The sequence below is a fragment of the Kastovskya adunca genome, assembly GCF_059505785.1.
This window is the reverse complement of record NZ_JCACLG010000024.1, coordinates 37,017-63,337: the sequence shown is the minus strand read 5'-3', so window position 1 is coordinate 63,337 and position 26,321 is coordinate 37,017. Positions and strand designations below refer to the sequence as shown.

17 protein-coding genes and 1 CRISPR repeat array are annotated in these 26,321 nt (G+C 48.5%); of the genes, 9 read left to right on the top strand and 8 right to left on the bottom strand.

Annotation, left to right across the window (positions count from 1 at the left end):
- Window positions 1-201 precede the first annotated feature (201 nt).
- Window positions 202-2,160 carry a PP2C family protein-serine/threonine phosphatase gene (locus AC5JR3_RS08915; RefSeq protein ID WP_495845071.1) on the bottom strand — a complete coding sequence of 653 codons (1,959 nt, stop codon included), beginning with the start codon at window positions 2,158-2,160 and terminating at the stop codon, window positions 202-204.
- Window positions 2,161-2,683: 523 nt separating this feature from the next.
- On the opposite strand from AC5JR3_RS08915, the gene AC5JR3_RS08910 reads away from it, so the two are divergent.
- Both AC5JR3_RS08910 and AC5JR3_RS08905 read left to right on the top strand, forming a co-directional pair.
- Window positions 2,684-3,151: an NfeD family protein gene (locus AC5JR3_RS08910; RefSeq protein WP_495845075.1), complete on the top strand. Its 468-nt coding sequence runs from the start codon at window positions 2,684-2,686 to the stop codon at window positions 3,149-3,151.
- 66 nt (window positions 3,152-3,217) lie between these two features.
- Window positions 3,218-4,219 carry an SPFH domain-containing protein gene (locus tag AC5JR3_RS08905; RefSeq protein ID WP_495845070.1) on the top strand — a complete coding sequence of 334 codons (1,002 nt, stop codon included), beginning with the start codon at window positions 3,218-3,220 and terminating at the stop codon, window positions 4,217-4,219.
- Between the two features lie 302 nt (window positions 4,220-4,521).
- On the opposite strand, the gene AC5JR3_RS08900 is transcribed toward AC5JR3_RS08905, so the two are convergent.
- Entirely contained in the window at window positions 4,522-4,950 is a 429-nt protein-coding gene (locus AC5JR3_RS08900; protein ID WP_495845068.1) for a hypothetical protein, read from the bottom strand.
- 266 nt (window positions 4,951-5,216) lie between these two features.
- On the opposite strand from AC5JR3_RS08900, the gene AC5JR3_RS08895 reads away from it, so the two are divergent.
- From AC5JR3_RS08895 to AC5JR3_RS08885, 3 genes are read left to right on the top strand one after another with little or no spacing between them, the layout of a single operon-like run.
- A complete protein-coding gene (locus AC5JR3_RS08895; RefSeq protein ID WP_495845066.1) occupies window positions 5,217-5,510 on the top strand; it encodes a hypothetical protein in 294 nt (97 codons plus the stop codon).
- Window positions 5,511-5,515: 5 nt separating this feature from the next.
- Window positions 5,516-5,926: a type II toxin-antitoxin system VapC family toxin gene (locus AC5JR3_RS08890; protein ID WP_495845063.1), complete on the top strand. Its 411-nt coding sequence runs from the start codon at window positions 5,516-5,518 to the stop codon at window positions 5,924-5,926.
- Window positions 5,905-6,183 (top strand): hypothetical protein, encoded by a 279-nt coding sequence (locus tag AC5JR3_RS08885; RefSeq protein ID WP_495845062.1) that lies wholly within the window; start codon window positions 5,905-5,907, stop codon window positions 6,181-6,183. Before AC5JR3_RS08890 ends, AC5JR3_RS08885 begins: the two co-directional genes overlap by 22 nt.
- 10 nt (window positions 6,184-6,193) lie before the next feature.
- On the opposite strand, the gene purF is transcribed toward AC5JR3_RS08885, so the two are convergent.
- Both purF and purL read right to left on the bottom strand, forming a co-directional pair.
- Entirely contained in the window at window positions 6,194-7,687 is a 1,494-nt protein-coding gene (gene purF, locus AC5JR3_RS08880) for an amidophosphoribosyltransferase (protein WP_495845060.1), read from the bottom strand.
- A 178-nt stretch (window positions 7,688-7,865) separates the two neighbouring features.
- A complete protein-coding gene (gene purL, locus AC5JR3_RS08875) occupies window positions 7,866-10,187 on the bottom strand; it encodes a phosphoribosylformylglycinamidine synthase subunit PurL (protein ID WP_495845058.1) in 2,322 nt (773 codons plus the stop codon).
- A 621-nt stretch (window positions 10,188-10,808) separates the two neighbouring features.
- Here purL and AC5JR3_RS08870 point away from each other — a divergent pair.
- Window positions 10,809-13,502, top strand: coding sequence for a sensor domain-containing diguanylate cyclase (locus tag AC5JR3_RS08870; protein ID WP_495845057.1), 2,694 nt, complete (start codon window positions 10,809-10,811; stop codon window positions 13,500-13,502).
- 137 nt (window positions 13,503-13,639) lie between these two features.
- On the opposite strand, the gene AC5JR3_RS08865 is transcribed toward AC5JR3_RS08870, so the two are convergent.
- Window positions 13,640-13,843, bottom strand: coding sequence for a hypothetical protein (locus AC5JR3_RS08865; RefSeq protein WP_495845055.1), 204 nt, complete (start codon window positions 13,841-13,843; stop codon window positions 13,640-13,642).
- A 499-nt stretch (window positions 13,844-14,342) separates the two neighbouring features.
- On the opposite strand from AC5JR3_RS08865, the gene AC5JR3_RS08860 reads away from it, so the two are divergent.
- Entirely contained in the window at window positions 14,343-15,887 is a 1,545-nt protein-coding gene (locus tag AC5JR3_RS08860) for an alkaline phosphatase D family protein (protein WP_495845053.1), read from the top strand.
- 85 nt (window positions 15,888-15,972) lie between these two features.
- Window positions 15,973-16,668, top strand: coding sequence for a PEP-CTERM sorting domain-containing protein (locus AC5JR3_RS08855; RefSeq protein WP_495845051.1), 696 nt, complete (start codon window positions 15,973-15,975; stop codon window positions 16,666-16,668).
- Window positions 16,669-16,798: 130 nt separating this feature from the next.
- Here the strand turns inward: AC5JR3_RS08855 and AC5JR3_RS08850 are convergent, their stop codons facing one another.
- A complete protein-coding gene (locus tag AC5JR3_RS08850; RefSeq protein WP_495845049.1) occupies window positions 16,799-17,308 on the bottom strand; it encodes a hypothetical protein in 510 nt (169 codons plus the stop codon).
- Between the two features lie 175 nt (window positions 17,309-17,483).
- Between AC5JR3_RS08850 and AC5JR3_RS08845 the strand changes: the two genes are divergently transcribed.
- Window positions 17,484-18,830 carry a TldD/PmbA family protein gene (locus tag AC5JR3_RS08845; protein ID WP_495845047.1) on the top strand — a complete coding sequence of 449 codons (1,347 nt, stop codon included), beginning with the start codon at window positions 17,484-17,486 and terminating at the stop codon, window positions 18,828-18,830.
- 258 nt (window positions 18,831-19,088) lie between these two features.
- Window positions 19,089-20,715: direct repeats of the CRISPR family, unit length 36 nt; unit sequence TTTAAACTTCTACTAATCCCTATTAGGGATTGAAAC.
- Between the two features lie 292 nt (window positions 20,716-21,007).
- Here the strand turns inward: AC5JR3_RS08845 and bcsA are convergent.
- Together bcsA and AC5JR3_RS08835 are read right to left on the bottom strand one after the other, a co-directional pair.
- Window positions 21,008-23,599, bottom strand: coding sequence for a UDP-forming cellulose synthase catalytic subunit (gene bcsA, locus AC5JR3_RS08840; RefSeq protein WP_495845045.1), 2,592 nt, complete (start codon window positions 23,597-23,599; stop codon window positions 21,008-21,010).
- On the bottom strand, window positions 23,596-26,238 hold the full coding sequence (locus tag AC5JR3_RS08835) for a cellulose biosynthesis cyclic di-GMP-binding regulatory protein BcsB (RefSeq protein ID WP_495845043.1): 2,643 nt from the start codon (window positions 26,236-26,238) through the stop codon (window positions 23,596-23,598). The genes bcsA and AC5JR3_RS08835 overlap by 4 nt, the downstream gene beginning before the upstream one ends.
- Window positions 26,239-26,321: the final 83 nt, after the last annotated feature.

The following is a 26,321-nucleotide window of genomic DNA, read 5'->3' as shown; positions in this document are numbered from 1 at the left end:
CAACTGTGACTTTCTTCAACTCCGCTTGATTGTAAAAAACCTACACCTGTGAGAGCAGGGGAGCGGGGGAGAGAAAAGTTGACAACGATTAGCCATTACTCCAATCGCCTATTTCATACTTCACCCTTCATACTTCACCCTTCATACTTCACCCTTCATACTTCACCCTTCATACTTCATCCTTCATACTTTCTCCCCGACTCAGGACTCAGGACTTAGAATCTCAGGACTTTCTTCAACCTCAGCCGGGAAGAGACGATTGCGGAGTTGTTCGTAACCCTGGGAATCGAGCGTCCGCCATGCCACAACCCCTGCAACGGCGCTGAGAAATACCGCCATCGCCACCAGCATCAGCGCTAGACGAGTATTCAAGCGACGAGGTATCAACGTGCGATCGCGGGGTTCCTGCGCGGCTCTAGCTGCCGCTTCCTCTGCCTCTTGGGACTGTGCTACCTGAGCAAACTCTGTTTCTAGCGTCTTCGTTTCCGGCTCCAACTTGCCTGTCGGCAGTTCTCCAAAATTGAGCACCACCGGGTATTGAGGAGAAACGCCATACTCGCTTAGAACAACTGAAGTATTGTCATGACCGTTGTGTTGATTAGCCAAATCAATCAAAGACTGTACAGCGGCTTCTACAGTCAGTTTGCCTCGCAAGACATCAGGGGTAAAACTTGCCCAAATTTCCTCAACGCGATCGTTGTCGCTCAAACCATCCGAACACAGTAACAACAAACCATCCTCTTCCAAAATGAAGCGCTGTACCGTCGGGCGCAGCAATTCTGCATCTTTAGTCCCTACGGCTTGCGTCAGTGCTCCTGCATCCTCTCTTAGCAATGCCTCAGAGAGCAGACTGCGACCCATCCGCACTTCTCTAGTTACCACATCATCATCAATCGTGAGTTGCTGACAGTAACGCGGTGTCAACCAGTAAGCACGGCTGTCTCCCACATTAGCGATATAAAGTTCATGTGCATTGCCACTTCCGGTGGGGGTATTAACGATTTGCGGTAGCTGCAACGCCATGACTAAGGTTGTCCCCATGCGACGGCGAGATTCGCGCTCTTGTTCGTCATTGCGCGCTGCAATCAAGTTATTCGCCACCCGGATAATTGCCGCCAACTGATCTTTAACCAGCTCTGGCGTCATCAGTTCCGGGTCTTCTGCCAACTCCGCCAGCATCCCCCGAATTTGCAGCTTAATCGACTGCACCGCTAGCTGGCTGGCAACTTCCCCTCCGTCGTGTCCTCCAATGCCATCACACACAACCGTCAGGTGGGCAACGAGGGGGTCGCTGAGGGGACTATCTGGACTGGGGAGGTCAGTTGCTGTGGGAAAGCAGCTATCCTCATTGTGCTTGTGCTGCGGGCCGATATCCGTTGCCCCCGCTACTGTTATTCGGAGGGGTTGCTGGGCAGCTTGTTCGAGCAATAGCTGATTTAAGGCTGTGGCGATCGCCTCTAAGGAAGGTTTCTCTGCCTGCAACTGTTGAAAAATCTCCTCCAACCGAGATGCGACGGCTGTCTTAGCCGAACGGAACCAACTTGTCCAACTCACACCCAACTCAGCTAGCGTTGCTTTTACCGGAGCTTGGATGAGAGTTGTGCTTCCGACTGATGTGTTCTCAGCCTTACCCGAAGTCAGTGCTGCCAAAGATCGTTGTACGGTTTCATCCCCCTCGGTATACAGTTCCTGTAACCGGACGCGCCAGCCTTCTACTCGGAGATTGTCGGCTACCAAAAGACTTGCCGCGACCCCCAGTTCTGATAAGGGTGTCCAGAGTTCCAGCAATTGCCAAATCCAGTAAACCTGACGCAACGGCGTTGCTTGAGACCACGCCTCTAGAATGGTTGGATAAAGTTTGCCCTTTGTATTGACGGGGATGTTGTTGAGTAACAAAATCGGGGTGGATTCTGGTGTGGACTGGCAGATCCCATATACCCCAGGAACATGTAGCGAGTGGGGATACAGGCGCAGGTAAGGGATAACGTCACCCGTCAGCGGCTTGGGAACTTGTGGCGGTCGGTTCGGCTGAGTGTCTCGCCAAAGTTGGGGCGCGATCGCTAAGTATCTGCCAGCAACTAGATCTCCAGGCGCTATGGTTTTAGCACTAGATCCGGTTGCCCAAAGGTATGTATGGTTTAGCGACTCAGAACTACTCATAAATTTAAACAATAGCTAAGTTAATTTGCATAGAGCGGTCAAACCCCTATTGGCTAGGCTAGATTAAATTTAGCCTCAGCTAACTGTTTAGCTTTATACACCCTACGATGCCTGGTTGTTTGAAGAGATTAGTCGAAATGGGTAGAAACAGCAACAGTTCTTCTGAAGGATATCGTTAGTTATTGGTTGAGGGGTCAGCTCGATCTAGCTATTGAAGTTTCTTTTCAACCTTAACTTCTACAAGTGAAGCGTTAGGAAGCAGGCGTTGCTATTCCCTATAAGGAAGGGTTAAGGAATTTTAAGAAATTTTTAGCCCCTGTCAGGTGGGATAGCCACGCCTGACACAGGATAGTACTGACATAGTTGCTTAACGCCTACCCTCTGACGACGGGTTAATAGAGGCTTCCTCATCGAACTACTCAATGAAGCCGGAATGAATATCCCCAGAAGTGAATTATTAACCTTAGTAGCGCCAAAGGCTGATATGCCATTGACCACCACTGAGTTAGTTGCAGGAGTTGATATGGCTTTTTCTTGGCTACTGGTAACTCCGGTAGCGCCTCTACTCAGTACAACTCTGCTTTGGCTGGTAGCCGGAGCAATTCTTTGCCTGATGGAGATGTTTTTGCCGACGGCGTTTGTGGAATTCATGATGGGTATCAGCGCCTTGCTTGTGGCTGGGATATCACTGGTGTTGCCCCAGTTTCCGTTACAGGTTGTATTGTGGTTAATTTTTTCCACTGTCCTGATTTACCTGTCACGGCGTTTTATGCCCCGCCGTCGCGTCATGATAATTGAGGATGCCAGAGAAGGCGAAACCCTGACCGCTATTGCCGCTGGGGAAACTGGGCGCGTGCTGTATGAAGGGAACTCCTGGCGTGCTCGTTGTGAAGACTATGAGCAGGCGATCGCTCCCCATCAAAAAGTTTATGTTCTCAGGCGCGAAGGCAACACCTTAATTGTGATGCCAGAGCATCTACTGCGTCAGTAAAGCCGCTACTTGAATGCTTTGTGGAGTGTACTCAACTTCACCACCTTTTTGCAGGAGACAACACACATGGGATTTTCTCAACTTTTTTTGCTCGTCTTTTTAGCCCTTGGCGGTTCTGCTGTGGCAGGCTCCGTTAAAATCATCAATGAAAAAAATGAAGCGTTGGTGGAAAGTCTCGGCAGTTATAAAAAGAAACTAACTCCTGGACTCAACTTTGTCACCCCATTTATTGACAAGGTGGTTTATATGGAAACCACCCGTGAAAAAGTCATCGACATCCCGCCCCAATCCTGTATTACCTGCGACAACGTTTCCATCAGCGTTGATGCGGTTGTGTACTGGCGAATTATGGATATGGAGAAAGCCTACTATCGAGTAGAAAATCTCCGGGATGCGATGGTGAACTTGGTTTTGACCCAGATTCGCTCGGAAATGGGCAAACTAGAACTCGATCAAACCTTCACCGCCCGCTCAGAAATTAACGAGCTGCTGTTGCGAGAACTGGACATTGCTACCGATCCTTGGGGCGTGAAAGTGACACGGGTTGAGCTGCGAGACATCGTTCCGTCTAAGGCGGTTCAGGATTCGATGGAATTGCAAATGTCTGCCGAACGCCGCAAACGGGCATCGATCTTGACCTCAGAAGGCGATCGCGACTCCGCTGTCAACAGCGCTAGAGGTAAGGCAGAAGCACGGGTTCTTGATGCCGAAGCGCGTCAGAAATCTGTGATTCTGGATGCAGAAGCCGAGCAAAAGGCAATTATTCTCAAAGCGCAAGCCGAACGCCAAAGGGAAGTCCTCAAAGCTCAAGCTACCTCTGAGGCGTTGCAAGTGATTGCCAAAACCCTCAAAACTGACCCCCATGCTCGTGAAGCGCTGCAATTTTTACTCGCCCAACATTATTTGGAAATGGGCACCGTAATTGGCAGCAGCAACAGCAGCAAGGTGATGTTCATGGACCCCCGTAGTATTCCGGCAACGGTGGAAGGGATGCGCTCAATTATCAACGATGGAGAGCAGGTGAATTCCTATCCTCTAAATCTAGATCTTGAGCAGATAGAACGTTAATTTCTTGGCTTAAGAATTTACCTATCCTGTGGGGCGGCAATGTCTGCCCCACTGCCTATTCAATGCGTCATTTATAATTAGGCAAGCTCTCCTAAAATAGGGAGTTTTTTGAGTTGAATTTTAGGAGGATAGTATGGATAAAGTTTCTGTAGAAAAGGATGCTCTATTATCCCGTGTATCAAAGGTAGTAAAAAAGTCGTTTCAGCGTAATAATTTGTTTCGAGAAAAGCTAGATGAAGATGAGATGATTCAACATTTAGTGCAACTGTTTGATAAAATTTCTCTTGAGTTCTCCTTTGAATCTATAAACCAACACTTTCAAGCCATTGTCTATAGTAAGAAAGTTGTTCTTCAACAGTACCAATCTTTTCAGGAGCGGTCTTGTCAAAAATTTTCACCAAATCACTTCGCTGAGGATGTTGTCCCATTTGACGGATGTAAAGTTTGTACCCTCCGCCCATATCCCTTGACATTCCGGACGGATAAGCATCGAAGCAGGCTCCGTTGCAAAGGATTCTCCAATCCTTTTCTTCAAGAAATCTCCTCAGATTACAAAGACATTCAAAAATGTCTTTACCACTAAATTGCTGTTCGCCAAACTCAGAATTTTGAAAAGTCAAAACACAAGGTGGCTCTCCTCGATAAGAAACAACACGGTCATACGAGATAACACACTTAGACTGACAACTAGGATTGCTCCCGACTTTTATTAGAGGGACTTCCACAGACATAGCTTACCTCCGTCTAAATCTTGGGTTTAAGATAATTCTTCCCTTAAACCTTTCCGTATCTAAATCAACTGGTTTAGCTGCGATGATATCAGGGTAAACGCCTCTAAAACGAGGCAGTCAGGGGTGTAAGATGAGAAATTTTCCTCGGCTTGCCCATGCTCTCAGCGCCAGTATTCCTCACTCTGATGCACATTCCCATCCAGATTTTTGATGCGTTTACCCTGCTTAAAATAGGGATTTCTTGAGTTTAATTTTAGGAGGATAGTATGGATAAAGTTTCTGTAGAAAAGAATGCTTTATTATCTTATTTATCAAAGGTAGTAAAAAAGTCATTTCAGCGTAATAATTTATTTCGAGAAAAGCTAGATAAAGATGAGATGATTCAACATTTAGTGCAACTGTTTGATAAATTTTCTCTTGAGGAGTTGAGAACTATTGATGAGGAAGATTTAATAGAGCGAATTGATAGTATCTTGGTACTGGAAGCGACGTCGGGAATGCTAAATGATTTAACAGCGGAGGAGATGGAAATTTTTGATGCCGCAGTGGAAGGAAGATAAGAAATTTGGGTTATTTACTTGATACAAATATCGTTACTGCACATTTAAAGCAGAATGAAAGAATAATAACTAAGTTAGAAGAGGTGAGTCTTCAAGGGCAAAAAGCTTTTGTCAGTGGAATTAGTTATTATGAGATAAAAAGAGGGCTCCTCGCTGTGAATGCAACAAGGAAGCTGTCTATTTTTAATACTTTTTGTCAGACCTATCGACTATTGTTACTAGACGATATAGAAATTCTAGAAAAAGCTTCAGAAATTTACGCAGATTTGAAACAAAGGGGTAGACCTATACAAGATGCAGATATATTGATCGCCGCGACAGCAATAATACGCGGCTTAATTCTTGTCTCGAATGACTCCGATCTACTGAGAGTTCAGGGAGTTACTGTAGAGAATTGGTTAAGAACAGAAGATTAAGGCGATCGCTCTGTTTAGCTGAGTTGGCTGGGGCAGAAGGTAACGAGGAAGAGGCGATAAAATTAGCGAGTGGAGCAGAGCATATTGCTGGGACTGAAGCCACATCTGTACGCGATCGCGCTGTTCTTTTTAAGGAGCGATCGCTGGGAGAAAAAAGAATAAACTCCCTTAAAGATGTAGTGCTACTGCCCTTTCCCAAATTTTCCATAAATGGCGGACAAGATGCCCGCCCGACAAAGATTACCGAAGACTGCTAACGACCAATCACTAAACCGTCGCCGCTTTTTCTAACATTAACTTCGACCGCTTCAGAACTTCTGGTAACTGCACGGGATAATCTCCAGTGAAGCAGGCAGAACAGAAACTATTGGGGTCTTCGTTCGTTGCTTCCAGCATTCCATCCCAACTGAGATAGGCAAGGGAATCTACACCGATTTGCTCGGCGATTTCCTCGACTGACTTAGTTGCTGCAATCAGCTGATCCTGGTTGTCAGTATCAATGCCATAGAAGCAGGGGTGAGTCACGGGGGGTGAAGAAATCCGCATGTGTACCTCCGTTGCACCCGCATCCCGCAGCGCTTTGACAATCTTGCGGCTGGTTGTTCCTCGGACAATGGAGTCGTCCACCATCACGATGCGCTTTCCTGCTAAAACATCTTTCAAGGGGTTCAACTTCATCTTAATGCCAGACTCGCGCATCGCTTGGGTGGGCTGGATGAAGGTACGACCAACATAGCGGTTTTTGATTAAGCCTTCGGCATAGGGAATGCCAGTAGCCTGAGAATAGCCAATCGCGGCGGGAATACCAGAATCCGGCACAGCAATGACAATATCCGCATCAACGAAGGACTCTTTTGCTAAATAAAGACCGCATCGCAGGCGATAGCTATAGAGCGTTTCGTCGTGCATGACGCTATCGGGTCGAGCAAAGTAAATCATCTCAAAAATGCACAGCTTCCGTTGTGGTTTCTTACTCCAATGGAAGGACGCCAAGCCTTCTTCAGTAATCCAAACCAATTCTCCCGGTTCAACGTCCCGGAGGTACTCCGCCCCAATAATGTCTAAGCCGCAGGTTTCAGAAGCAAGGACGTAGCGGTTTTTTTCTCCCTTCAGAATACCGATGACGAGGGGACGAATGCCGTTGGGGTCGCGGACACCCATCAAGCCAACAGGAGTGCCAATGGTCAGACTGAAGGCACCAGAACAGCGGTGAAAGGCGCTGATGGCAGCTTCTAACCAGTCTTTACCTTTGTCTACTTCGGCACCAATGGCGATCGCGATCGCTTCTGAGTCGGTCGTTGTTGTAAAGTCACAGTTCTGCTTGAGCAATTGCTCCCGCAGTTCCTGAGCATTGACCAAATTACCATTATGTGCTAGAGCCAACTTCCCTAAGCGAGTTTCAACCACCGCTGGCTGGGCATTCGCCACTCGGCTAGAACCCGTCGTGGAGTAGCGAGTATGTCCTACCGCTATGTCCCCTACCAAATTAGACAAGATGCCTTCATTAAAGACCTGAGACACCAAACCCATATCTTTATGCAGATGCACCTTACCCCCTTCAAAGGTGGCAATTCCGGCAGATTCCTGTCCCCGGTGCTGCAAAGCATACAACCCAAAATATGTGAGTTTGGCAACAGCCTCCCCCGGTGCATAGAGACCAAAGACGCCACAGGCTTCCTCTGGCTTGTCTGGTCGCTCGGTAGACCCATTGGGGGATTGAGCAAAATTCTCGTCAGAGGAAAGGTGGTGGAGAGGAATCATGCTACGGCTTGCTCCTGATAGCGGCATTAATTCAGTGAGACCTGTATGTAAGCGGATTAGGGAGAAATGTTAACCCAGCTTAACAATCTCTTAACAATACTACCAAAAAGGGTAGATTGAGACGCTAAGTTGTGGTAATTACAAACTGAGCTGTCTCAACTCAGTGGTAAAAGCTGGATTACACCCTCAAGCGTCGCTCAATGGCATCATGCCAAGCGTCGCCCATCTCTGCCATGCTAGCGTTCACCACGGGGAAGTTGTCAGGGGTAATAATGCGGAAATCTGCCTGTTTTTCTTGCACAACGCCAATTTCTTGCCAGTGCAAGCCCAAGCGTTGATTTAAGTAAGACTCCCAATCAGCTTGTTGTGCCGGAGAGACAGACACCACAATTTTCGGGCCACCTTCCCCAAACAGCACTTCATCCCAACGCTGTCCGGATGCCGATAAAGTCACATCTGCCCCCAAATTCCCTGCTAGACAGGATTCCGCCAACGCTACGGCTAATCCCCCTTCCGCACAGTCATGGGCCGAACGTACCCAACCTTGGCGGATTCCCTCCCGACAAGCCGCTTGTACCTGCCGCTCCTGCTCAAAATCTACCCGGGACGGTTTTCCCGCCACCGTTTGATGAATCGTGGCTAAATACTCCGATGCACCTAACGTTCCTGTTAATTGTCCGAGCAAATAGATCACATCCCCTGGGGTTTGCCAGCCTTGACCGCAAATCCGAGTAATGTCAGGAACTAGCCCCACCATACCGATAACAGGCGTCGGGTAAATCGGTTGCGGGTTGCCGTTGGCATCAAGGGTTTCATTGTACAAAGAGACATTGCCACCCGTGACAGGCGTGCTGAACTCGCGACAAGCTTCAGCAATGCCGCGACAGGCTTCTGCAAGCTGCCAGTAACCAATCGGTTTTTCCGGACTGCCAAAGTTGAGGTTATCCGTAACGGAGAGAGGTTCTGCCCCCACACAACTGAGGTTACGGGCAGCTTCTGCCACAACCGCTTTTGCTCCTTCGTAGGGGTCGAGATACACGTAGCGGGAATTGCAATCTACCGTCGCGGCGACACCGGAGCGGGATGAGGAATTGGCAACCGCGTCTATAGGACGCAGGCGAATAACCGCCGCATCCGCACCACCGGGCAGCAAGACGGTGTTGTTTTGTACCTGATGGTCGTACTGACGATAAACCCAACGCTTTGAGGCAATACTGGGGGTATCGAGCAGTTGCAGGAGAATATCGCTCCAAGTGCGATCGCTTCCTGCAATCATCATGCCGGAACTGTTACCAGGGGGGAGAGACTCCACAGACCACTTCCATGCTTCCCGCGCATAGTCTGGAGGTTCCGAGAGGAGTTGGCGATGATAAATCGGCGTGTTGTCTGCTAAGGCGGTGGCAGGAATTTCGGCGGCGACTTCCCCGTGGAAGAGAATCCGCACAATCGGTTCTGCAATCACTGCGCCTGCTACAACCGCCTGTAAGCCCCAGCGGTGGAAAATATCAATGAGTTCCTGTTCCCGCCCCTTTTGGGCAACAAAGAGCATCCGTTCTTGGGATTCTGAAAGCAGGTACTCGTAGGGCACCATGCCACTTTCCCGCACCGGAATACAGTCCAAATCGAATTCAATGCCTAAACCGCCTTTGGCTGCCATTTCTGAAGTTGAGCAGGTAATTCCGGCGGCTCCCATATCTTGCGCCGCCACAACTGCCCCAGTTTTAAAGGCTTCCAAACACGCTTCAATCAATGACTTTTCTAGGAAGGGGTCGCCTACCTGCACGGCTGGGCGATTATCCATCGATTCATCGCTCAGTTCCGCACTGGCGAAGCTAGCCCCCCCCATGCCATCTCTTCCGGTGGTGGAACCCACATACAGCACCGGATTACCAACACCAGAGGCACCAGACTTGACAATTTCCGGTGTCTCCATCAACCCCAGGGCCATGGCGTTAACTAGGGGATTGCCAGAGTAGGCGCGGTCAAAGTAAACCTCACCGCCAACGGTGGGAACCCCGACGCAATTACCATAGTGGGCGATGCCATCAACAACGCCTGCAAAGAGGCGGCGAGTCCGGGCATCTTCTAAAGAACCAAAGCGCAGGGAGTTTAAAATGGCAATCGGACGCGCTCCCATGGTGAAGATGTCTCGCAGGATGCCACCGACTCCTGTTGCGGCACCTTGAAACGGTTCTACGGCTGAGGGGTGATTATGGGATTCAATCTTGAAGGCAAGCTGCAGCCCGTCGCCCACGTCTACAACGCCAGCATTTTCTCCAGGGCCAACCAGAATGCGCGAGCCTTCTGTGGGAAACTGCTTCAGCAGTGGTCTGGAGTTCTTATAGCAGCAATGCTCTGACCACATCACCCCAAACATGCCTAATTCCGCTCGGTTGGGATGACGCCCCAGCCGCTGGACAATATCTTCGTATTCTTCGGGTTTTAGCCCTTCGGCAGCAATTTCTTCAGAGGAAAAGGGAACGCTGGGAATAGCGGACATGGAAGCCTAACAAAAGTGGGACAAGCCCAATTTTACTGATTTATCGCCCCGTCGGTGGAACTGTTGTCCTGTTGCTATCAGTCTCAAGGGAGGCAGAGGTAACACCAGGAGCAGGAGCCAATTAACAGGCAAGTTTGGTTTTCACTTGTCCAATGTTTGCTTAATTTTCACTATGATTCGCTATTTGGCAGGAATTAAACGAGGGATTTATAATGCCAGATTTTAGTTTGAAAACTTTTAAAATAATTAAGCAATTTACTATAATAGTTACTGGTACTAGGAATAGTTTCAGGGTTGCTCAGGGAAAAATCCAGTCTTTTATACTTGTTTATTTTTCATAACCTGTATTGAAAAAATGAAATCTCCCCTACTCATTGAGAAGCTGCACTGGGTGGGAGACATCGCCAAACAGGATTCATTTATCCCTATGTCAATAGCTTAATGTTTTTCTCTCTGGTAGAAGAACAGATCAACATAGGTATTGTGACTTTCTTCGCTTTGAGTTACCACTGAGAAAAATAGTAACTCGTAAGGGGGAAAGGACGCTTTTTGTGCATCTACCCCAAAAAAAGATAGTGACCTTATCGACCGCTTTTTTCCTTGTTGCACGGGACTTTTGTAATGAATTGCGATCGCGTTTTATCAGGGCAGGATTTCCCGGAGGAGTCTTGCTCTGAGCCAGCCAATGACTCGGAGGCGCAGCCCGAACACTACCGTTGTTTATGCCAACAGGCTTCAAACCCCATCAAAGCCATGGAGGAACGCTGTCGTACCCTGCTCAATAGCGCTACTCTGATGATGTGGTCATCCGCCAGTGACGGGCTGTGTAACTTTTTCAATCAGAGCTGGCTTACCTTTACAGGACGGACTCTAGAACAGGAGCTGGGTGAAGGCTGGCTAGAAGGCGTACATCCTGAAGACAAGGAGTACTGTCTAAGTACTTACCAGTCTGCCTTTGATGCCCGTCAAGACTTTGAGATGGAATACCGTTTGAGACGTGCCGATGGAGAATATCGCTGGATTCGCGATCGCGGCGCTCCCTTATGGAAACCAAATGGCAGCTTTGAGGGTTACGCTGGCTCCTGCTTTGATATCACAGAGCAAAAGCAAGCAGAAGCCGTACTAAACCACAGCAATCAACTCTTTCGAGCACTGGCTGAAAATGCCCCAGATATTATTACTCGCTTCGATCGACAATTGCGTCATCTGTATGTCAATCCAGCCGCTCAAGGCGTTAGTGGGATGTCTCCCCAAGAGTTTATTGGTAGAACTAATCGTGAGTTAGGCTTACCGGAGCCACAAGTCTCTTTGTGGGAAACTGTCATGCAGAGAGTGTTCGCTAGCGGTTGCGAAGAGGTGATGGAGTTTGAATTTTTCACCCCTAGCGGACAAAAGTTTTATCAGGCTCGCGTTGTTCCGGAATTTTCCGACTCAGGACTAGTCGAAATGATTTTGTGCGTCACTCGCGACATTACAGAACTTCATCGAGTTCAAGAGGCATTACTCAAATCTCAAGAAAAGCTGTCGCTTCATGTGCAACAAACACCCTTAGCGATTATTGAGTGGGATATTGATTTAGAAATTACGGAATGGAATCCTGCGGCTGAAGCGATTTTCGGTTATAGAAAAGCGGAAATTATAGAATCTTCCTGGCAAGCTCTTGTCCCCCTAGAAGCGAGGGAAAGGGTTTTGCAAGTGTTTAAAGACTTGCTAACCCTAAAGCAAAGCATTCAGTGCACCAATGAGAATCTGACTAAAGACGGCAGAACGATTACCTGTGAGTGGTACAACACGCCCTTAATTGACCAGGAGGGAAACGTTGTCGGCATTGCTTCCTTGGCGCAAGATATCAGTCAACGGCGACGAGTGGAAGAGGCATTGCGAATTAGCGAGTACCGCTATTACTCTCTAGCGAGATTGTCTCCGGTGGGGATATATCGCACCGATGCTGAAGGAGGTTGCCTGTATGTCAACAAACGCTGGTGCGAGATGACAGGGCTGACTCTGGGAGAGGCTCTGGAGGATGGGTGGTTATGTACGGTACATCCTGATGACCGAGAGCGGGTTGTGAGCGAGTGGCAGCAGGCTGTTCGAGAGCAGCGGAGCTTTCAGTCAGAGTGGCGCTTGCTTCACCCTAACGGAGCGATCGCCTGGATTGTTACTCAAGCGGTTACAGAGGTTGGAGATTCAGGCACCGTCGTTGGTTATGTAGGTACGCTAACCGATATTACTGAGAGCAAGCTAGCAGAAGCCGCGCTCCGACAGCAGACTGAGCGCGAGCGACTGATGGTGGCAATTCAAGGACGGATTCGCGCTTCTTTAAATTTGGAGGAAATTCTTAATACGGCTGTGGTGGAAGTTCGGCAGTTGTTGGAATGCGATCGCGTTGTTATTTATCGACTCTTACCCGACAAAACGGGTAGCATTACCACCGAAGCGGTACTATCCGATTATCCAGCGATTATAGGATCGACGTTTCCCAAAGAAGCGATTTCCAAGAACTGGTATCAATATTACTGCCAGGGAAAACTGCGGGTTATCAATGAGTTAGGGCATTACGATAGCGATTCAAAGTTATTTGAGCAAATGCATCCCTTTGGCGTTAAAGCTGCCCTCAGAGCGCCGTTGCTAGAAAATAATAAACTCTGGGGATTACTAATTGCCCATCAATGCACAGCGCCCCGTTTCTGGCAGCCTTTTGAAGAGCATTTGCTGTCAACCCTTGCTACCTCGCTTTCTGTGGCGATTCAGCAAGCACAACTGTATCAACGCTTAGAAGCAGCCAATCAAGAGCTACAGCGTCAAGTTTCCTTAGATGGGTTGACGCAAATTGCTAATCGCCGCCGTTTTGACGAGCATCTAGAGTACGAGTGGCGGCGGCTATCACGGGAGCAAGCCCCCTTAGCCTTGATTTTGTGCGATATCGACTACTTTAAGCTCTATAACGATACCTATGGTCATTTGGTTGGCGATCGCTGTTTGCAAGAAGTTGCCCAAGCAATTAACAGCGCCGTCAAGCGTCCAGCGGATTTAGTGGCACGATACGGCGGGGAAGAGTTTGCCGTAATTTTGCCCCACACCAAAGCCCATGGAGCAATATCTGTAGCAGAGAAAATTCGTACCTTAGTCAGACGGCTGCATATTGCTCATGCCCATTCACCCGCCAAGGAAATTACGCTGAGTTTGGGCATTACTGTCACTGTGCCTTCTCCTAAAAGCTCACTAGAACAATTAATTACAACCTCTGATCAGGCGCTGTATGAGGCAAAAGCACAAGGACGCGATCGCCTGCTACTAAAACCTTGTCCTGAGTAAGTCCTGAGTAGGAAGATGGGGTGCAGGGGTGCGGGGGAGCCGGGGTGCAGGGGATAACTACACTTCATACTTCACCCTTCATACTTCATCCTTCACTCTTCACCCTTCACCCTTCACCCTTCATACTTCATACTTTCTCACCAACTCTCTCGCTCCCCGAAGACACTCCACAGTGCTGCCTCGGAGGGAATCACACCTTGGGTTTCTTGCCCACCGATTCCGTAAATAATGGGCATCAACCCAACGGCAAAGGAACCCAGAATAATCAAAAAAATCATCAATACTTGATTCGGTTGAGGATAGGAGGTTTTGACGATTGCAATTTTTTCTCTAGTGTGCATATTAAGGCTCCCAAGTCATAAAAAAATAGTTTATTTTCTTCTAACTTAGCAAGCATTTTGTGCCTAAGGATACAGAATATATATTCTGTAACAAGAACTACAGAAAGCTCCTTTTTTCTGAAAAAGACATCGCTAGTACAAAAATTGGCATTTTTTGAAGATTGCTGAGTTGAGAAAAATTAGTTGATATTTTTTGTTTGCCGATACGCAGTTAATAAATTGAACAAGTTTTATCGATAACTTTTTGTTTACAAGATATTTAATTCACCTTAACTAGAACTTTCAGTCTAAGCTCTATGATTGTTCCGAGAAGTTACTGAGGTGCATCTCCAATCCCTTTGTATATATAGGCTCGCACAGTATAGGTACTTTCTTATATGTATTCTTGCAAATAAGAAATTGTGCCTGTACGAACGTTCCGGCGTGCTGTTGTTACAAAAAGTTGAGAGGCTGCCTTAGTTTCCAAACGGCAATAAAGAATTCTTTTACTTTTTTACCTATGGCACGCCGATTAACGAGACGTTCATTTTTGACCCTCAGCGCAACGAGTGCTGGTGTCGTTGTAGGTTCCCGTTGGATGAAACCAGCGATCGCCCAGCTGACTCCTGAGTCGATCTCTGCCGTGCAAACGGGAGATGTAACGGCTACTAGCGCCATAATTTGGGCGCGTAACGAAGGGAATTCTCGCTTGGTGGTTGAGCTGTCCGCTTCGCCCGATTTTAGGCAAAAGACGCAGATTATCGGCGGCTCCCAACTGACGGCAAGCACCGACTATACAGGTAGCGTTGACGTTGGTGGTTTGCGCCCCGATACAACTTACTATTATCGCGTGCGATCGCGTCGCCCCACTCCCCAAGGCGTGGGTAGCTTCCGTACAGCTGCCGCTCCCGACGCAGATAGCTCGGTGCGGTTCGTCTGGGCAGCAGATCTGGCTGGACAGGGTTGGGGGCGCAATCCCGAACTGAAGATTACTGCCTTTGATGGCGAAGTCATTCAGGGAGGGTATGTCATCTTTGAGGTCATGCGTAAGCTCAAGCCAGACTTTGCGCTGTTCTCCGGCGATATGATTTACGCCGATAACGCCATTCCGCCAACTAAAGCAATTCCTGAAGCCGTGGGAGGCGGAACCTGGATCAACTCACCCGCTAAGGATTTTGTAGCGATCACCCTAGATGAGTTTCGGGCAAACTGGAAATACAATCTCGGCGACGACAAATTCCGCCGCTTCCTTGCCGAAACTCCCGTCTACGTTCAGTGGGATGACCACGAAGTCACAAACAACTGGTATCCCGGCGAAGTTTTGACGGCACCCTATAACGGTTTGTCAGCCACCGTTCTCGCCCAGCGAGCGAGGCAGGCATTTTTTGAGTACAACCCCATCCGAGGCGATGAAATTTTCCGCAAATTTCAGCGGGGTAAGCATTGTGAGTTATTTGTGCTGGACGAGCGCTCCTACAGAGGGCCTAACCCTCAGAACACCGAGCCATTTTTGCAAATGTTGGGGCAGGAGCAGTTTGAGTGGCTTAAGCGTAGCCTCAAGGCTTCGTCTGCAACATGGAAAGTCATCGCCACCGACGATCCCCTGTCCATCGTTACGGGGGGCGAAGGCGATTGGGATGCTTGGTCACAGAACGATCCGCGCGTATTAGGGCGCGAAGCGCAATTGCGCGACCTGCTTGCCTTCATCAAAAACGAAGGGATTAAGAATGTCGTCTACGTCACAGCCGACGTACATTATGCAGCGGCGATTTTCTACGACCCCAGCAAAGCTGTTTTCCAAAACTTCGATCCCTTCTGGGAATTTGTAATCGGCCCCATTCACGCTGGAGCTTTTGGCCCCGGACAGCTCGATCCGAGTTTCGGCCCTGAGTACAAATTTGTCAGAGCACCAGGTACCCAAAACCTTCCTCTTAATCTGCCACCGCCATATTTCCAGTTCTTTGGAGCGATGGAGATAGATGCTAGAACCGCTCAGTTAACAGCACGAATCCACAACATTGATGGGGCAGTGGTGTACGAAAAGGTATTAAATCCCGAAGACTAAGCCAGAAGTGTTTTGTCTTTGCTACAGCTTGCAACGTTGCAACAACCTACTGATAAAACTTGTACCCATCCCAAATAGTATTGCCATGCTAAAAAACAAAAGCGCTCTTTATCTAGGATTATCCGCGATCGCCATGGTGTCTTCGGTGGCACTTCCTGCTCCCGTCCTCGCCGCAATAGCTACCTTTGATTCTTTCGCTGAAGGCGCTTCGGGAACAACAATTACAGATGGAGGGATTACCTTCTTCGACTTAGATGTAGGTTCAGCACCAGGGGAACCCTTTCCAGAGTTTGTGGTAGAAAGTACGGATGAGTTTGAGCCGTTCTTCTCTCGTCCCAACTACTTAACGGCGGGAGGTTTTGCCGAGGGTTCTGCTTTCAGTTTTGGAGCGATTAACTCGCTACGTTTTACCAATCGGAAAATCGAATCAGCCGCCAGCCTAGATGTTTTTAGCCTATTACCTTTTGAGCCAACGAGTAACGTGCTGACGCTGGAGGCTCTCCTAAACGGCGCTTTAGTGGCGAGCCAGCAAGTCGCATTAGCTGATTTTGAGGTGTTTGGTTCCTTTGATGACCTGCTATATCAAAACCTAGCAATCTCCGGCGTACAGTTTAACGAACTCCGCTTAGTTAGCTCTGGTGATGATAATGGTGCTTTTATCGGTATTGATAATGTCCGCGTCGGCGAGTTGGCTAGCGTCCCGGAACCCACTTCTATATTGGGAGTTTTAGCTTTTGCTGCTTTCGGTTCAGTTTCTGTATTGAAGCGCAAACATCAATAGCCGTCCGGACTAATCGCCAGGGAATCAATTCCCTGATTAATAGCAAAAGTCCTCCGCTGGCTCATCTCTTTACTGACTAGGTAAAGAGATGAGCGAGAAAGCAAGTTTTCGACTCCGACTCATCTCGCCACTAATGCAAAAGCGGGGGACTTTTAGCAAGAATTTCGTTGAGGTTTGGTGGAACTAGTGGCAAACCATCAAAACTACGACCATCATCGCTGTTACTGCGAGTAGTCCTTTGAGCAACTGCTGGAGATGAGGAAGGAGGAGTGCGGAATCCTAGCAGCACTTCAGAACCGTTAAAATATTGTACCCATTGCTCAAGGCGCGGGTTTTGTTGCCAATCAGGGCGAGAAACTCTCACTAAAAACAAAGGAGCAACCTGACCATTTCTCTCCACCATGAGCGTGACTTGCACTTCTCCTTGCTCAGGATTTTTGGCAAATGCTTGTTCAACAAAGGTCTGGGTTTGAGTTTTTGCTTGCTGGAGCAAGGACTCTAGAGTGGGATGGTTAGAACCATCAATAACCAAGTTAGCCCGATCGCTTTGGGCAAAAGCTGGGGAGGCGATCGCTCCCATCCCTAAACCTAGAGATAACGCGCCAATAATTAACCAGGAACGGATGTTGATTAAGCTCATCGCTATTTAAGAGCATTACTTATTACTTATTTAGCAACTGGATATTAATCCCTTGGTAAGTCGCTGTTAAGCTAGCATTAACGAACGCGATCGCTAAATAGATACAGCCGCACAGCCCTTGATATCCCATCGCTAAGGCAAGTCAACACTAACTAAAGCTTACCCCAAACCTACGATGTCCTTAGCCACTGCCGCCACACCCCTAAATCAAGACCAAGCCCTCTCCCTGATTGAGTCAGTGATCAACCAATCGGAAGCCGAGGGCGTTTTTGTTCGTGTCGGTGCTGAAGAATCTGCCTTAAGCCGCTTCTCGGAAAATCAAATTAGCCAGAATGTCAGTCAAAGCGAGTTTAGCCTCACCATTACCAGCTACTTCGGCACCCGTAGCGCCTCCGCCTCCACTACCGAAACTGAACCCGACGCTATCAAAGCCGCACTACGACGCTCAGAAGAACTCGCCCAAATTGCCCCAGAAGATCCGGAGTGGGTGCCTTTACTTCCGCCCCAATCCTACGAAGATCGTACCCCAGCGTTTGACACGGCTACAGCTACGCTCTCGCCTTTAGAACGGGGAGAACTCATTCAGCGGGTGTGTGCTGAGAGTGCCGCCGCGAAGGTGGATGGTTCCGGCACCCTGAGTACAGAAACCTCTGTGCAGGCAATTGGCAACTCTCAAGGGCTGCGAGCCTATAACCAGGGAACAAATGTAAGTTACAGCTACACTGCCCGAATTGAAGATGGTTCAAGCTGGAGTCAACGCACAGCTTGGGCGGTAGAGCAGTTGCCGATAGCCTCCCTGACTCAGCAGATTATTGAACGCGCCTTAGCCTCTCGCCAGCCTCGCGATGTGAAGCCCGGTAAATATCCTGTTGTCTTCGACGGTGCGGCGCTTGCGGATTTGCTGCCTTGGGTGATGTGGAATCTAGAAGCACGAGCAGCGGATGAGGGGCGATCGTTTATGTCCCGGACTGATGAATCTGGCAAGCCCGTGGGCAATCGCTTAGGTGAGCCGTTATTCAGTCCTTTAGTACAGGTACAACGCCATGCTGCCCATCCTTTGTTACAAATGGGGACGTTCTTTAGCGATGGGTTAAGCAATTCTTCCTTAGAAGTAATTAAAGACGGTATTCCTCAATTTTTGGCATACAGCCGTTACTGGGCTGCCCAGCAGGGTAAGGAACCGACAGGTGCGATGTTCCCCATTGTAATGACGGGTTCTTCTCAATCGCTGACGGACTTAATCGCCTCCACAGAGCGAGGAATTCTGGTTAGTCGCGCTTGGTATGTGCGCTATGTTAATGCTCGGACGCTGGAAGTCACGGGTATGACTCGTGATGGCACGTTCTGGATTGAGGATGGGCAGATTGCTTACCCGATTAAAAATTTGCGTTTCAATCAGCTTTTGCCAGAGATGTTACGGGATATCGATGCCGTGAGTATGGTGCATCGCTTCGGTAATAGTGTTGTGCCTGGGGTACGGGTAAAAGAGTTTAATTTTAGCAGCGTGACGGATAGTGTGTAGATTTCTCCGAGCGCGGATGGGTGGGTGTTGGGAGGCGATCGCGTTTTGATATGCCTCTATCCCTTTTGCTACAAGGATTTCACCCCTATCTACCTCAGAACCGACCCGCGCAGTGGCTGAAATGCTTATTCTGTGAGCACTTTAGCCAAAAGCTTTTCTCAGCTTTTTGGCGCTTCTGGCTCTCAAATGCTATAATTTTTTCAATCCGCGCAACTGCACCTCGAAAACTAAATACACCAAGCTTTTCAGGCTGCCGCGTTTAAACTTCTACTAATCCCTATTAGGGATTGAAACATAAAGTCAGTAATTCGGGTAGCCGCGTTCTCCCAGTTTAAACTTCTACTAATCCCTATTAGGGATTGAAACGCCAGGACAGCAGCCCCAACCGCAATCAATCCTGTAACTTTAAACTTCTACTAATCCCTATTAGGGATTGAAACATTGGGTTTTGGGTAGGGGCGATCGCCCGGATTCTTTCTTTAAACTTCTACTAATCCCTATTAGGGATTGAAACCCTCTGGCTTTACTTCGATCACCTCGGACGCAAATCCTTTAAACTTCTACTAATCCCTATTAGGGATTGAAACTCCTTCATAGATGGTGTAAGGTGCAGGCGGATAGATTTAAACTTCTACTAATCCCTATTAGGGATTGAAACATGGGTAAGGAAGGCGTCACTTAGAGATTGCTCATTTAAACTTCTACTAATCCCTATTAGGGATTGAAACATATGCTGAGTCAATGCTAAAAACAGATGTGGCAGGAGTGCAGCCTGTTTAAACTTCTACTAATCCCTATTAGGGATTGAAACGGGGGATACTTTAGCTCTCCAAGTACCTCCTAAATTTAAACTTCTACTAATCCCTATTAGGGATTGAAACAGAAAACGCAAACTTTTATCATCCCTGGCACATTTTTAAACTTCTACTAATCCCTATTAGGGATTGAAACAGCTCGATACGAAATCTCCTCATCTATAGAGAGCAAAGTTTAAACTTCTACTAATCCCTATTAGGGATTGAAACTGTACTTCCACCGCGCAAACTTCATAGAGCATAGTTTAAACTTCTACTAATCCCTATTAGGGATTGAAACGATAGCTACCTCAGCCAAAAAGGAGAAGAGTCACTTTAAACTTCTACTAATCCCTATTAGGGATTGAAACATCAACGGGGCGATCGCCTGGTCTGAGCAGGTTGGTTTAAACTTCTACTAATCCCTATTAGGGATTGAAACTCTTACATACATACCAAGAAAATGGTAGAAATCATTTTAAACTTCTACTAATCCCTATTAGGGATTGAAACAATTCCGGATGCATTGGGAGACAGACAATTGGGTTTTAAACTTCTACTAATCCCTATTAGGGATTGAAACGCCGGGAGCGTCGCTAGAATCTACTGCCCAGTAGAAAATTTTAAACTTCTACTAATCCCTATTAGGGATTGAAACAAATCTTTCTCTAAGCTATTCCCTATCAGGGATTTTTAAACTTCTACTAATCCCTATTAGGGATTGAAACATAACAGCGATTTTTGCCTTATTTTTTAGCCAGTTTAAACTTCTACTAATCCCTATTAGGGATTGAAACATTGCCGCCCGCTACAATTTGATGTACTCCTCCTTTAGTTTAAACTTCTACTAATCCCTATTAGGGATTGAAACATGAATGTTCGGCGGAAGGAATGGGTACTAATCCCTTTAAACTTCTACTAATCCCTATTAGGGATTGAAACTAGGAGATAGGGCTAAAGAGCTACCAGCTAGTAGAATAGCTTTAAACTTCTACTAATCCCTATTAGGGATTGAAACGGATCAGAAATTGGATTCCGGCTAGGGGCAATCGCGCTTTAAACTTCTACTAATCCCTATTAGGGATTGAAACGAGGCTAATAGCCTTGATATTTATAGCATCTTATTTGAGTTGTGAGATGCGATCGCCTCAGATCCCCGACTTCTCTAAGAAACTGTTTCTAAAGTAATGTTAACTGGCTAGGTTGCCTAACGATTGGATAGATCCCCCCTAGCCCCCCTTTTTAAGGGGGGAACAAAATCTCTTAAAAGTCCCCCTTTTTAAGGGGGATTTAGGGGGATCTCCAGGGATTTAAATTCTTTAGAGACAGCCTCTGAGAAGTTGGGGATCTCGCATTCACCTGTAGGGAGCGATCGCACTGTGATCAAGCCAGCCTCTTTAGAAGCTGTTGAATTTTAGCTTGCTGCCGTTGTTGAAAAGGCTGCGGGAAGCTTAACTCCAGCAAGATCCGATTATTTAGAGCCTCGCTTGTCGGCTCAGATACTACCTCTACAGCCTGCACCCCAGCAAGCAAGCGTGTGGGTGTAGCATCATTCGCCCCCTGACTGATCAATAATCCCACGACAGGTTTAGTGCGCTGCAATTGGTCTAGATGGGGAAGCAAACTGCCATCCATTTCTAGTCGTATGCTACTAACTCCCATCTCAATTACCTGCCCAAGGTAGTAATCACCTTCCCAGTAAAGCTGCGTCAACGCTTGAACGCGCTGGCGTACCTTCACCCCCTTGCTAGGTTTAGTCTCACGGAAAGCACGCATTAATCCCGTCGCCAAGAACCTGAGGGAACCCAACGGATCATCAACCTCTTCCCGCTTCTGGGAATACCACTCCTTTACGTCCGAATAAAGTACCAACGATAAAGCATCAAGTTGAGGGCGTGACGCATTAATAAAATTAACCGCTAGTACAGATTGCGATTCATTGAGAGGTAAACCCCGAACAATTTGTGCGGACAAAAAGGCGCGTGCTCCAAAGTCTCCCACCAGCTCTACTTCCACTTCATCCGGGATATTGGGCCAGCTATCGAGTACGATTTGGGCACCCGTTTCGCTCACATCAGTAGTTTTGCCTGTCCAAGTCCGCTCATTGCTATAAATGATTGCTGTTAACTCTCGATTCAGGCGGTGGGCGCGTCGCAGTTGCGGTTGCTCGAAGGCAACGAGTAGGGCGGCGGCGATCAGCACCAGATTAAAGCCGCACCACAGGGCGTTAACCAAGACAGCCTGTTTGTCTTCTGGTCGCAGAATTAGCCAAAATGGCACAGCAATTAAAGAAGTGACAATCAGAGCCGCTACCCCAATCAGCACTCGCGAAGATTGCCAATCGAAGCTGCGTTTAGTGACGACTAATCCTTTGTCGGTCACATTAAACGAACCCAATTTCGGGTTGATTAGCGCCATGAAGGTGACAATCCCCGATTGGTACGCCATCGCAAATTCATAAATCTCGTTCCAGAAGGAATAACGAACTTCCTTGTAGGTGATGTAGTTGGTATTGAGGGCGAGAAGAATGTGAGGCAAGGCGTAAACTAAGGTTTCTACCCCCAAACCTTGAATCGGATTAATGGCAAATAACAGATAAAGGGTGGGAGCGATCGCATACATCAACCGGGGAAAGCCGTAGAAAAAATGCGACGTCGCAGAAAGATAGCAAAGCCGCTGAGGAATCGTTAGATTCAACTTCCGGTTAAACATCGGGTTTTCTAGGCGGAGAATTTGCGCCATCCCCCGCGCCCAGCGCACCTGCTGACCGACGTAGGAAACAAACTTCTCCGGGGCTAGCCCCGCCACCATAATCTTGTCGTAGTAAATCGACTTGTACCCCAGAGAATGCAGCCGGAACGCCGTATGGCAATCTTCCGTAACGGTTTCCGTGGCAATTCCCCCTACTTGCAGGGCGTACTCCTTGCGAATCACCGCCGCACTCCCGCAGAAGAACGCCGCATTCCAAAAATCATTCCCTTTTTGCAGCACCTTGTAAAATAACTCGTTGCCCACAGGCACCTTACCCCGTGTTAACAAATTGCGCTCAAAGGGATCGGGATTATAGAACCAGTGGGGCGTCTGCACAAAGGCAACCTTCTCATCAAAAAAGAAGCCGACCGTGTGCTGAAGAAGCTGTCGGGAGGGAATGTGGTCACAGTCAAGAATCAGGACTAAATCGCCATCCGTCCGACGAAAGGCGGTGTTGATGTTTCCGGCTTTGGCATGGTCATTGTTATCCCGCGTCAACAAAATGCAACCTAGTTCATCACACATTTGGCGCAACTGTTCGCGACGGGCTTTGTATTTTTCTGCCCTGCCGTCATCTAAGATATAGACTCGTTTTTTATCCGCCGGGTAATCCAGGGCTAAAGCACCCAGTGCCGTATTGCGAACAATCTCCACATCTTCGTTGTACGTGGGAAGGTAAATATCAACTTTAAACCACTGATCCTCAGGGAAGAGCGACAGATCGACAGGTTCGCGGTCTTTAATCTTCAGGGTTTGAAAATAAGCGAGAAACAGCGTCAGGATGGCATACAGCTCTGCTGCATACAGCAACACACAGGCTATCCCGTTAATCCAGGTATCGAAATTGAGAGTGTAGCTGGTGCGGTAATACAGATAGCGCAGCGTCGTGACACTACTGAGCCAAACCAGAAACAAATGGAGATACTCCGAGGTATCTTTACTGGTCTGTGTTTTTTCCACTTCCACAACCAGCCAGCCCATGATTGCCAGCAGCACCGCCACTACTCCCTGTTGCCAAATCTTCAGGGGGGTAATGATTAAAGGAACTGACATAAATAGCAGCACAAAAATCAGCCACTTAAGCTGCGGTTGCGTTGCTCTGCTCAACGTGCGATCGAAAAAATGCGGCAGCAAATCAACCAGCCCTTGAGTGACGTGCTCCCTGCGGGGGCGCAAGGAGCGGTTACCCTGACGATTCCTCCAGAACTTTAATCGACTGGTCATGGTTTATCCTTGATAGCAATCCGCTTGAGATACAGTTGGGAAATGCCGTAAAGCACGAGGGCAAAGAGGACAACGCCTGTGGGTAACAGGAACCAGTGTTCTTGGAGCCAGCGCGTTACCTTACTTAACAGATTGGTATCTTCGATGCGACGGGGCTGGGATTTCTGCAAAAACTCCAGGTTGTAGGCATCTTCGTCGTAGGCGGAAGTATTTTCTAAGTTGGAGCTGACCAGCACCGTATCGTCTTGAAGCTGGAAGAACCAAGGGTCTTTATCCAGTAGCTGTTGCACCTGCTCCAAACCTGTTTCGGTCTGACCGCTCAAAGCCAGCAAGACACGATCGCTATTCCAGGGAGAAATAATTTCTTGAATTATTCCTTCTTCATCCGACAAGGTTTGGATATTACCTTGCTGCCACTGACGCCCGAAGACATTCTTCAGTTTCAAGGCACCCGCTTGAAAAACTTCCGGGAAGGGAAATTGCTCTCGCACGCCAATTCCCACTAAATTAGCTTGCGATCGCACCTGTTCGGGTAACGAGTCAGTGGTATAAACCTGAAGCTTCACCGATTCTGATTTTGAGAGCCTGCCTAAGCGTTCGCTAAACTCCAACAGGGTGAGCAAGTCTGTCGGCGAAGGGTTCTGGGGCACCACAATTGCAGTTTGGGACAGGTCTTGCGGAGCCGCAAAGGGAAAACCAAAGCGCAGCAACTTCAGATCCGGCAATTGAACGGAGTTTTCCCGATTGAGGTTAAAGCTGGTATCGGCATGAACCGTACCCGTTAGTTGCCCATCGGTGGCGCGACCGCAAGCATCAGCCGGTTCTCTGGGGTTGAGACGGAAGGCAACTTGCAGTTTGGAGTTAGGCTGAATCAAGTTTTCCGGCAAATTCACCTTTAGGGATTTGCGCGTCGCTCCGGCTTCCTCGCTCAATCGCGCCCCACCAATGAACACGCCATCCAGTAGTACTTCTACCGCCGAGGTTCGGGGATTGACTTGCGGTCCGTAGCTGTAACGCAGATTCATCGAACTGCCGCGTTTAAAATCATTGTTGGGCAAAGCGCGGAAGTCAATGTCAACGGGGGGAGCATTAGAACCGCGAACGGTTATATCCTTAAACGGCTGCGCGTCATTGGACGTTTTTAAGTCGCTGAGTTTAAAACTCTTCTCCTGCGGTAGATAACCGGGCCACTGCTGAGGCGCTGGGGTTGGCACATCGCTAACTTGCGTCACCAATATCCCTTGACTAGTACCGAGTTTTCGATCTTGAGGCTGAATCAAAAACTGTACGGCTTTAGCTACACCCTCCGGCCCGTTCCCCGTCGCCACTAGCACGGGAGAGCCGCTATCCTCGGTGGTAGTCACCATCAACACCCCAACATCTGGGGGTAAAGGTGCAAGATTGCCATCAAGAACGCGACCGCCACTAATTTCAAAGGGCAGTTCCAAGGACTGGAGGGCAGGTTGCTCCTCTGGCGTCCCAATAATTGCTAAGCGCTCGTTCCCGTCTACCTCGTCGAAGTCGGTGACTAAGCGGGTATTGACGGGACGATAATCCGCCAGCCTACCTAACGCTGCACTGTAACGAGCCGATGCCGTTAGCCAAGAATCGCTGATCTTCTGCGGTTCTAGAAAGGCGATTTGATTGGGATCTAAGCTGAGGTCGTCAAAGAAGGGATAGGGATAGCGGCTGAAGTTTAGGGCAACAGGTTGTGGCTGGTATTCAAAAACTACTTTGGAATCGGGAAGTATCTCAGTCCATAAGGTAGGATCGCTGGCGTTCTCATCTTTGCAGTCTTGGGCGTTGTGCTGTTGAGCGATTAGCGAAATGTTATTGAAATCCCGAATCCGCTCTGGGGGAATATTGAATAGGGCGCTGCCGATTTGAGACTGCTTGCGGTTGAGGGGGATGCTGCCAATGCTGGCACCATTCATCATCACTGTCAGATTAGAGCGACTCGCTAACAACGCTGGCGAGTGCTGATAGCGAATTAAGGCTTTAGCCGATTGCACATCCCAATTACGGGGGCGAGTAAACCCTAGCCGAGCTTGGGAGTAGAAGCCCTCCAAGCGGAAGCGCTCACCCACAACCGGACTGCGATTAAACTCTAGGACGTACTGACTGGTCGGTGTGGTGTCATCCTCAACAACACGATTCGGCTCCTCTGGCGGCGTTGCTCTGGCAGGGCGAACAGGCTGAGGAGCGGGTCTAGGAGCAGGGGACGCTACGGGGGGTGAGCTTTGCCGACGCTGTTGCCTTGGCGGTGCAGCGGCGGGGGGAGGAGCGGCGGGACGAGCGGCGGGACGAGCGGCGGGTTGTCGTCTTCGAGGCGGCGATGCTGATTTGGCAGGAGCAGAGGGAGCCGCCGGACGGGGTTTGTAAACGGGAGCTTTGGGCGGCGGACTCGGTAAAGAGAACTCTTTAATTTGCTGGTCTTCTAACTGTTTAATCTCGTTTTCGCTTTGAGCCTGAACGAGAGCGGGAGCCAACCCAATCACCGTGCAAGTACAAGCGATCGCCAGCAGCAACACCAGCAAACGGCGCTGAAAAATGCCTGCGGCAGTCTTGCTTTGATGGCGGCGTTGTCGTTTTCCAGAGGAAGGTAGATGGCGGAACAAGTAGCGAAGAAAGCGTTGCATACACTAATTCGTCTGGTTTAGCTGGATTGAGTTTGCTGTGCATTATCTGGCGAGGGTCAGAAAATTGCACTATTAATTGAAAG

Coding starts and splice junctions, on each gene's coding strand:
- AC5JR3_RS08915 (WP_495845071.1), bottom strand. CDS start 2,160: ATGAGTAGTTCTGAGTCGCTAAACCATACATACCTTTGGGCAACCGGA.
- AC5JR3_RS08910 (WP_495845075.1), top strand. CDS start 2,684: ATGGCTTTTTCTTGGCTACTGGTAACTCCGGTAGCGCCTCTACTCAGT.
- AC5JR3_RS08905 (WP_495845070.1), top strand. CDS start 3,218: ATGGGATTTTCTCAACTTTTTTTGCTCGTCTTTTTAGCCCTTGGCGGT.
- AC5JR3_RS08900 (WP_495845068.1), bottom strand. CDS start 4,950: ATGTCTGTGGAAGTCCCTCTAATAAAAGTCGGGAGCAATCCTAGTTGT.
- AC5JR3_RS08895 (WP_495845066.1), top strand. CDS start 5,217: ATGGATAAAGTTTCTGTAGAAAAGAATGCTTTATTATCTTATTTATCA.
- purF (WP_495845060.1), bottom strand. CDS start 7,687: ATGATTCCTCTCCACCACCTTTCCTCTGACGAGAATTTTGCTCAATCC.
- purL (WP_495845058.1), bottom strand. CDS start 10,187: ATGTCCGCTATTCCCAGCGTTCCCTTTTCCTCTGAAGAAATTGCTGCC.
- AC5JR3_RS08870 (WP_495845057.1), top strand. CDS start 10,809: ATGAATTGCGATCGCGTTTTATCAGGGCAGGATTTCCCGGAGGAGTCT.
- AC5JR3_RS08865 (WP_495845055.1), bottom strand. CDS start 13,843: ATGCACACTAGAGAAAAAATTGCAATCGTCAAAACCTCCTATCCTCAA.
- AC5JR3_RS08860 (WP_495845053.1), top strand. CDS start 14,343: ATGGCACGCCGATTAACGAGACGTTCATTTTTGACCCTCAGCGCAACG.
- AC5JR3_RS08855 (WP_495845051.1), top strand. CDS start 15,973: ATGCTAAAAAACAAAAGCGCTCTTTATCTAGGATTATCCGCGATCGCC.
- AC5JR3_RS08850 (WP_495845049.1), bottom strand. CDS start 17,308: ATGAGCTTAATCAACATCCGTTCCTGGTTAATTATTGGCGCGTTATCT.
- AC5JR3_RS08845 (WP_495845047.1), top strand. CDS start 17,484: ATGTCCTTAGCCACTGCCGCCACACCCCTAAATCAAGACCAAGCCCTC.
- bcsA (WP_495845045.1), bottom strand. CDS start 23,599: ATGACCAGTCGATTAAAGTTCTGGAGGAATCGTCAGGGTAACCGCTCC.
- AC5JR3_RS08835 (WP_495845043.1), bottom strand. CDS start 26,238: ATGCAACGCTTTCTTCGCTACTTGTTCCGCCATCTACCTTCCTCTGGA.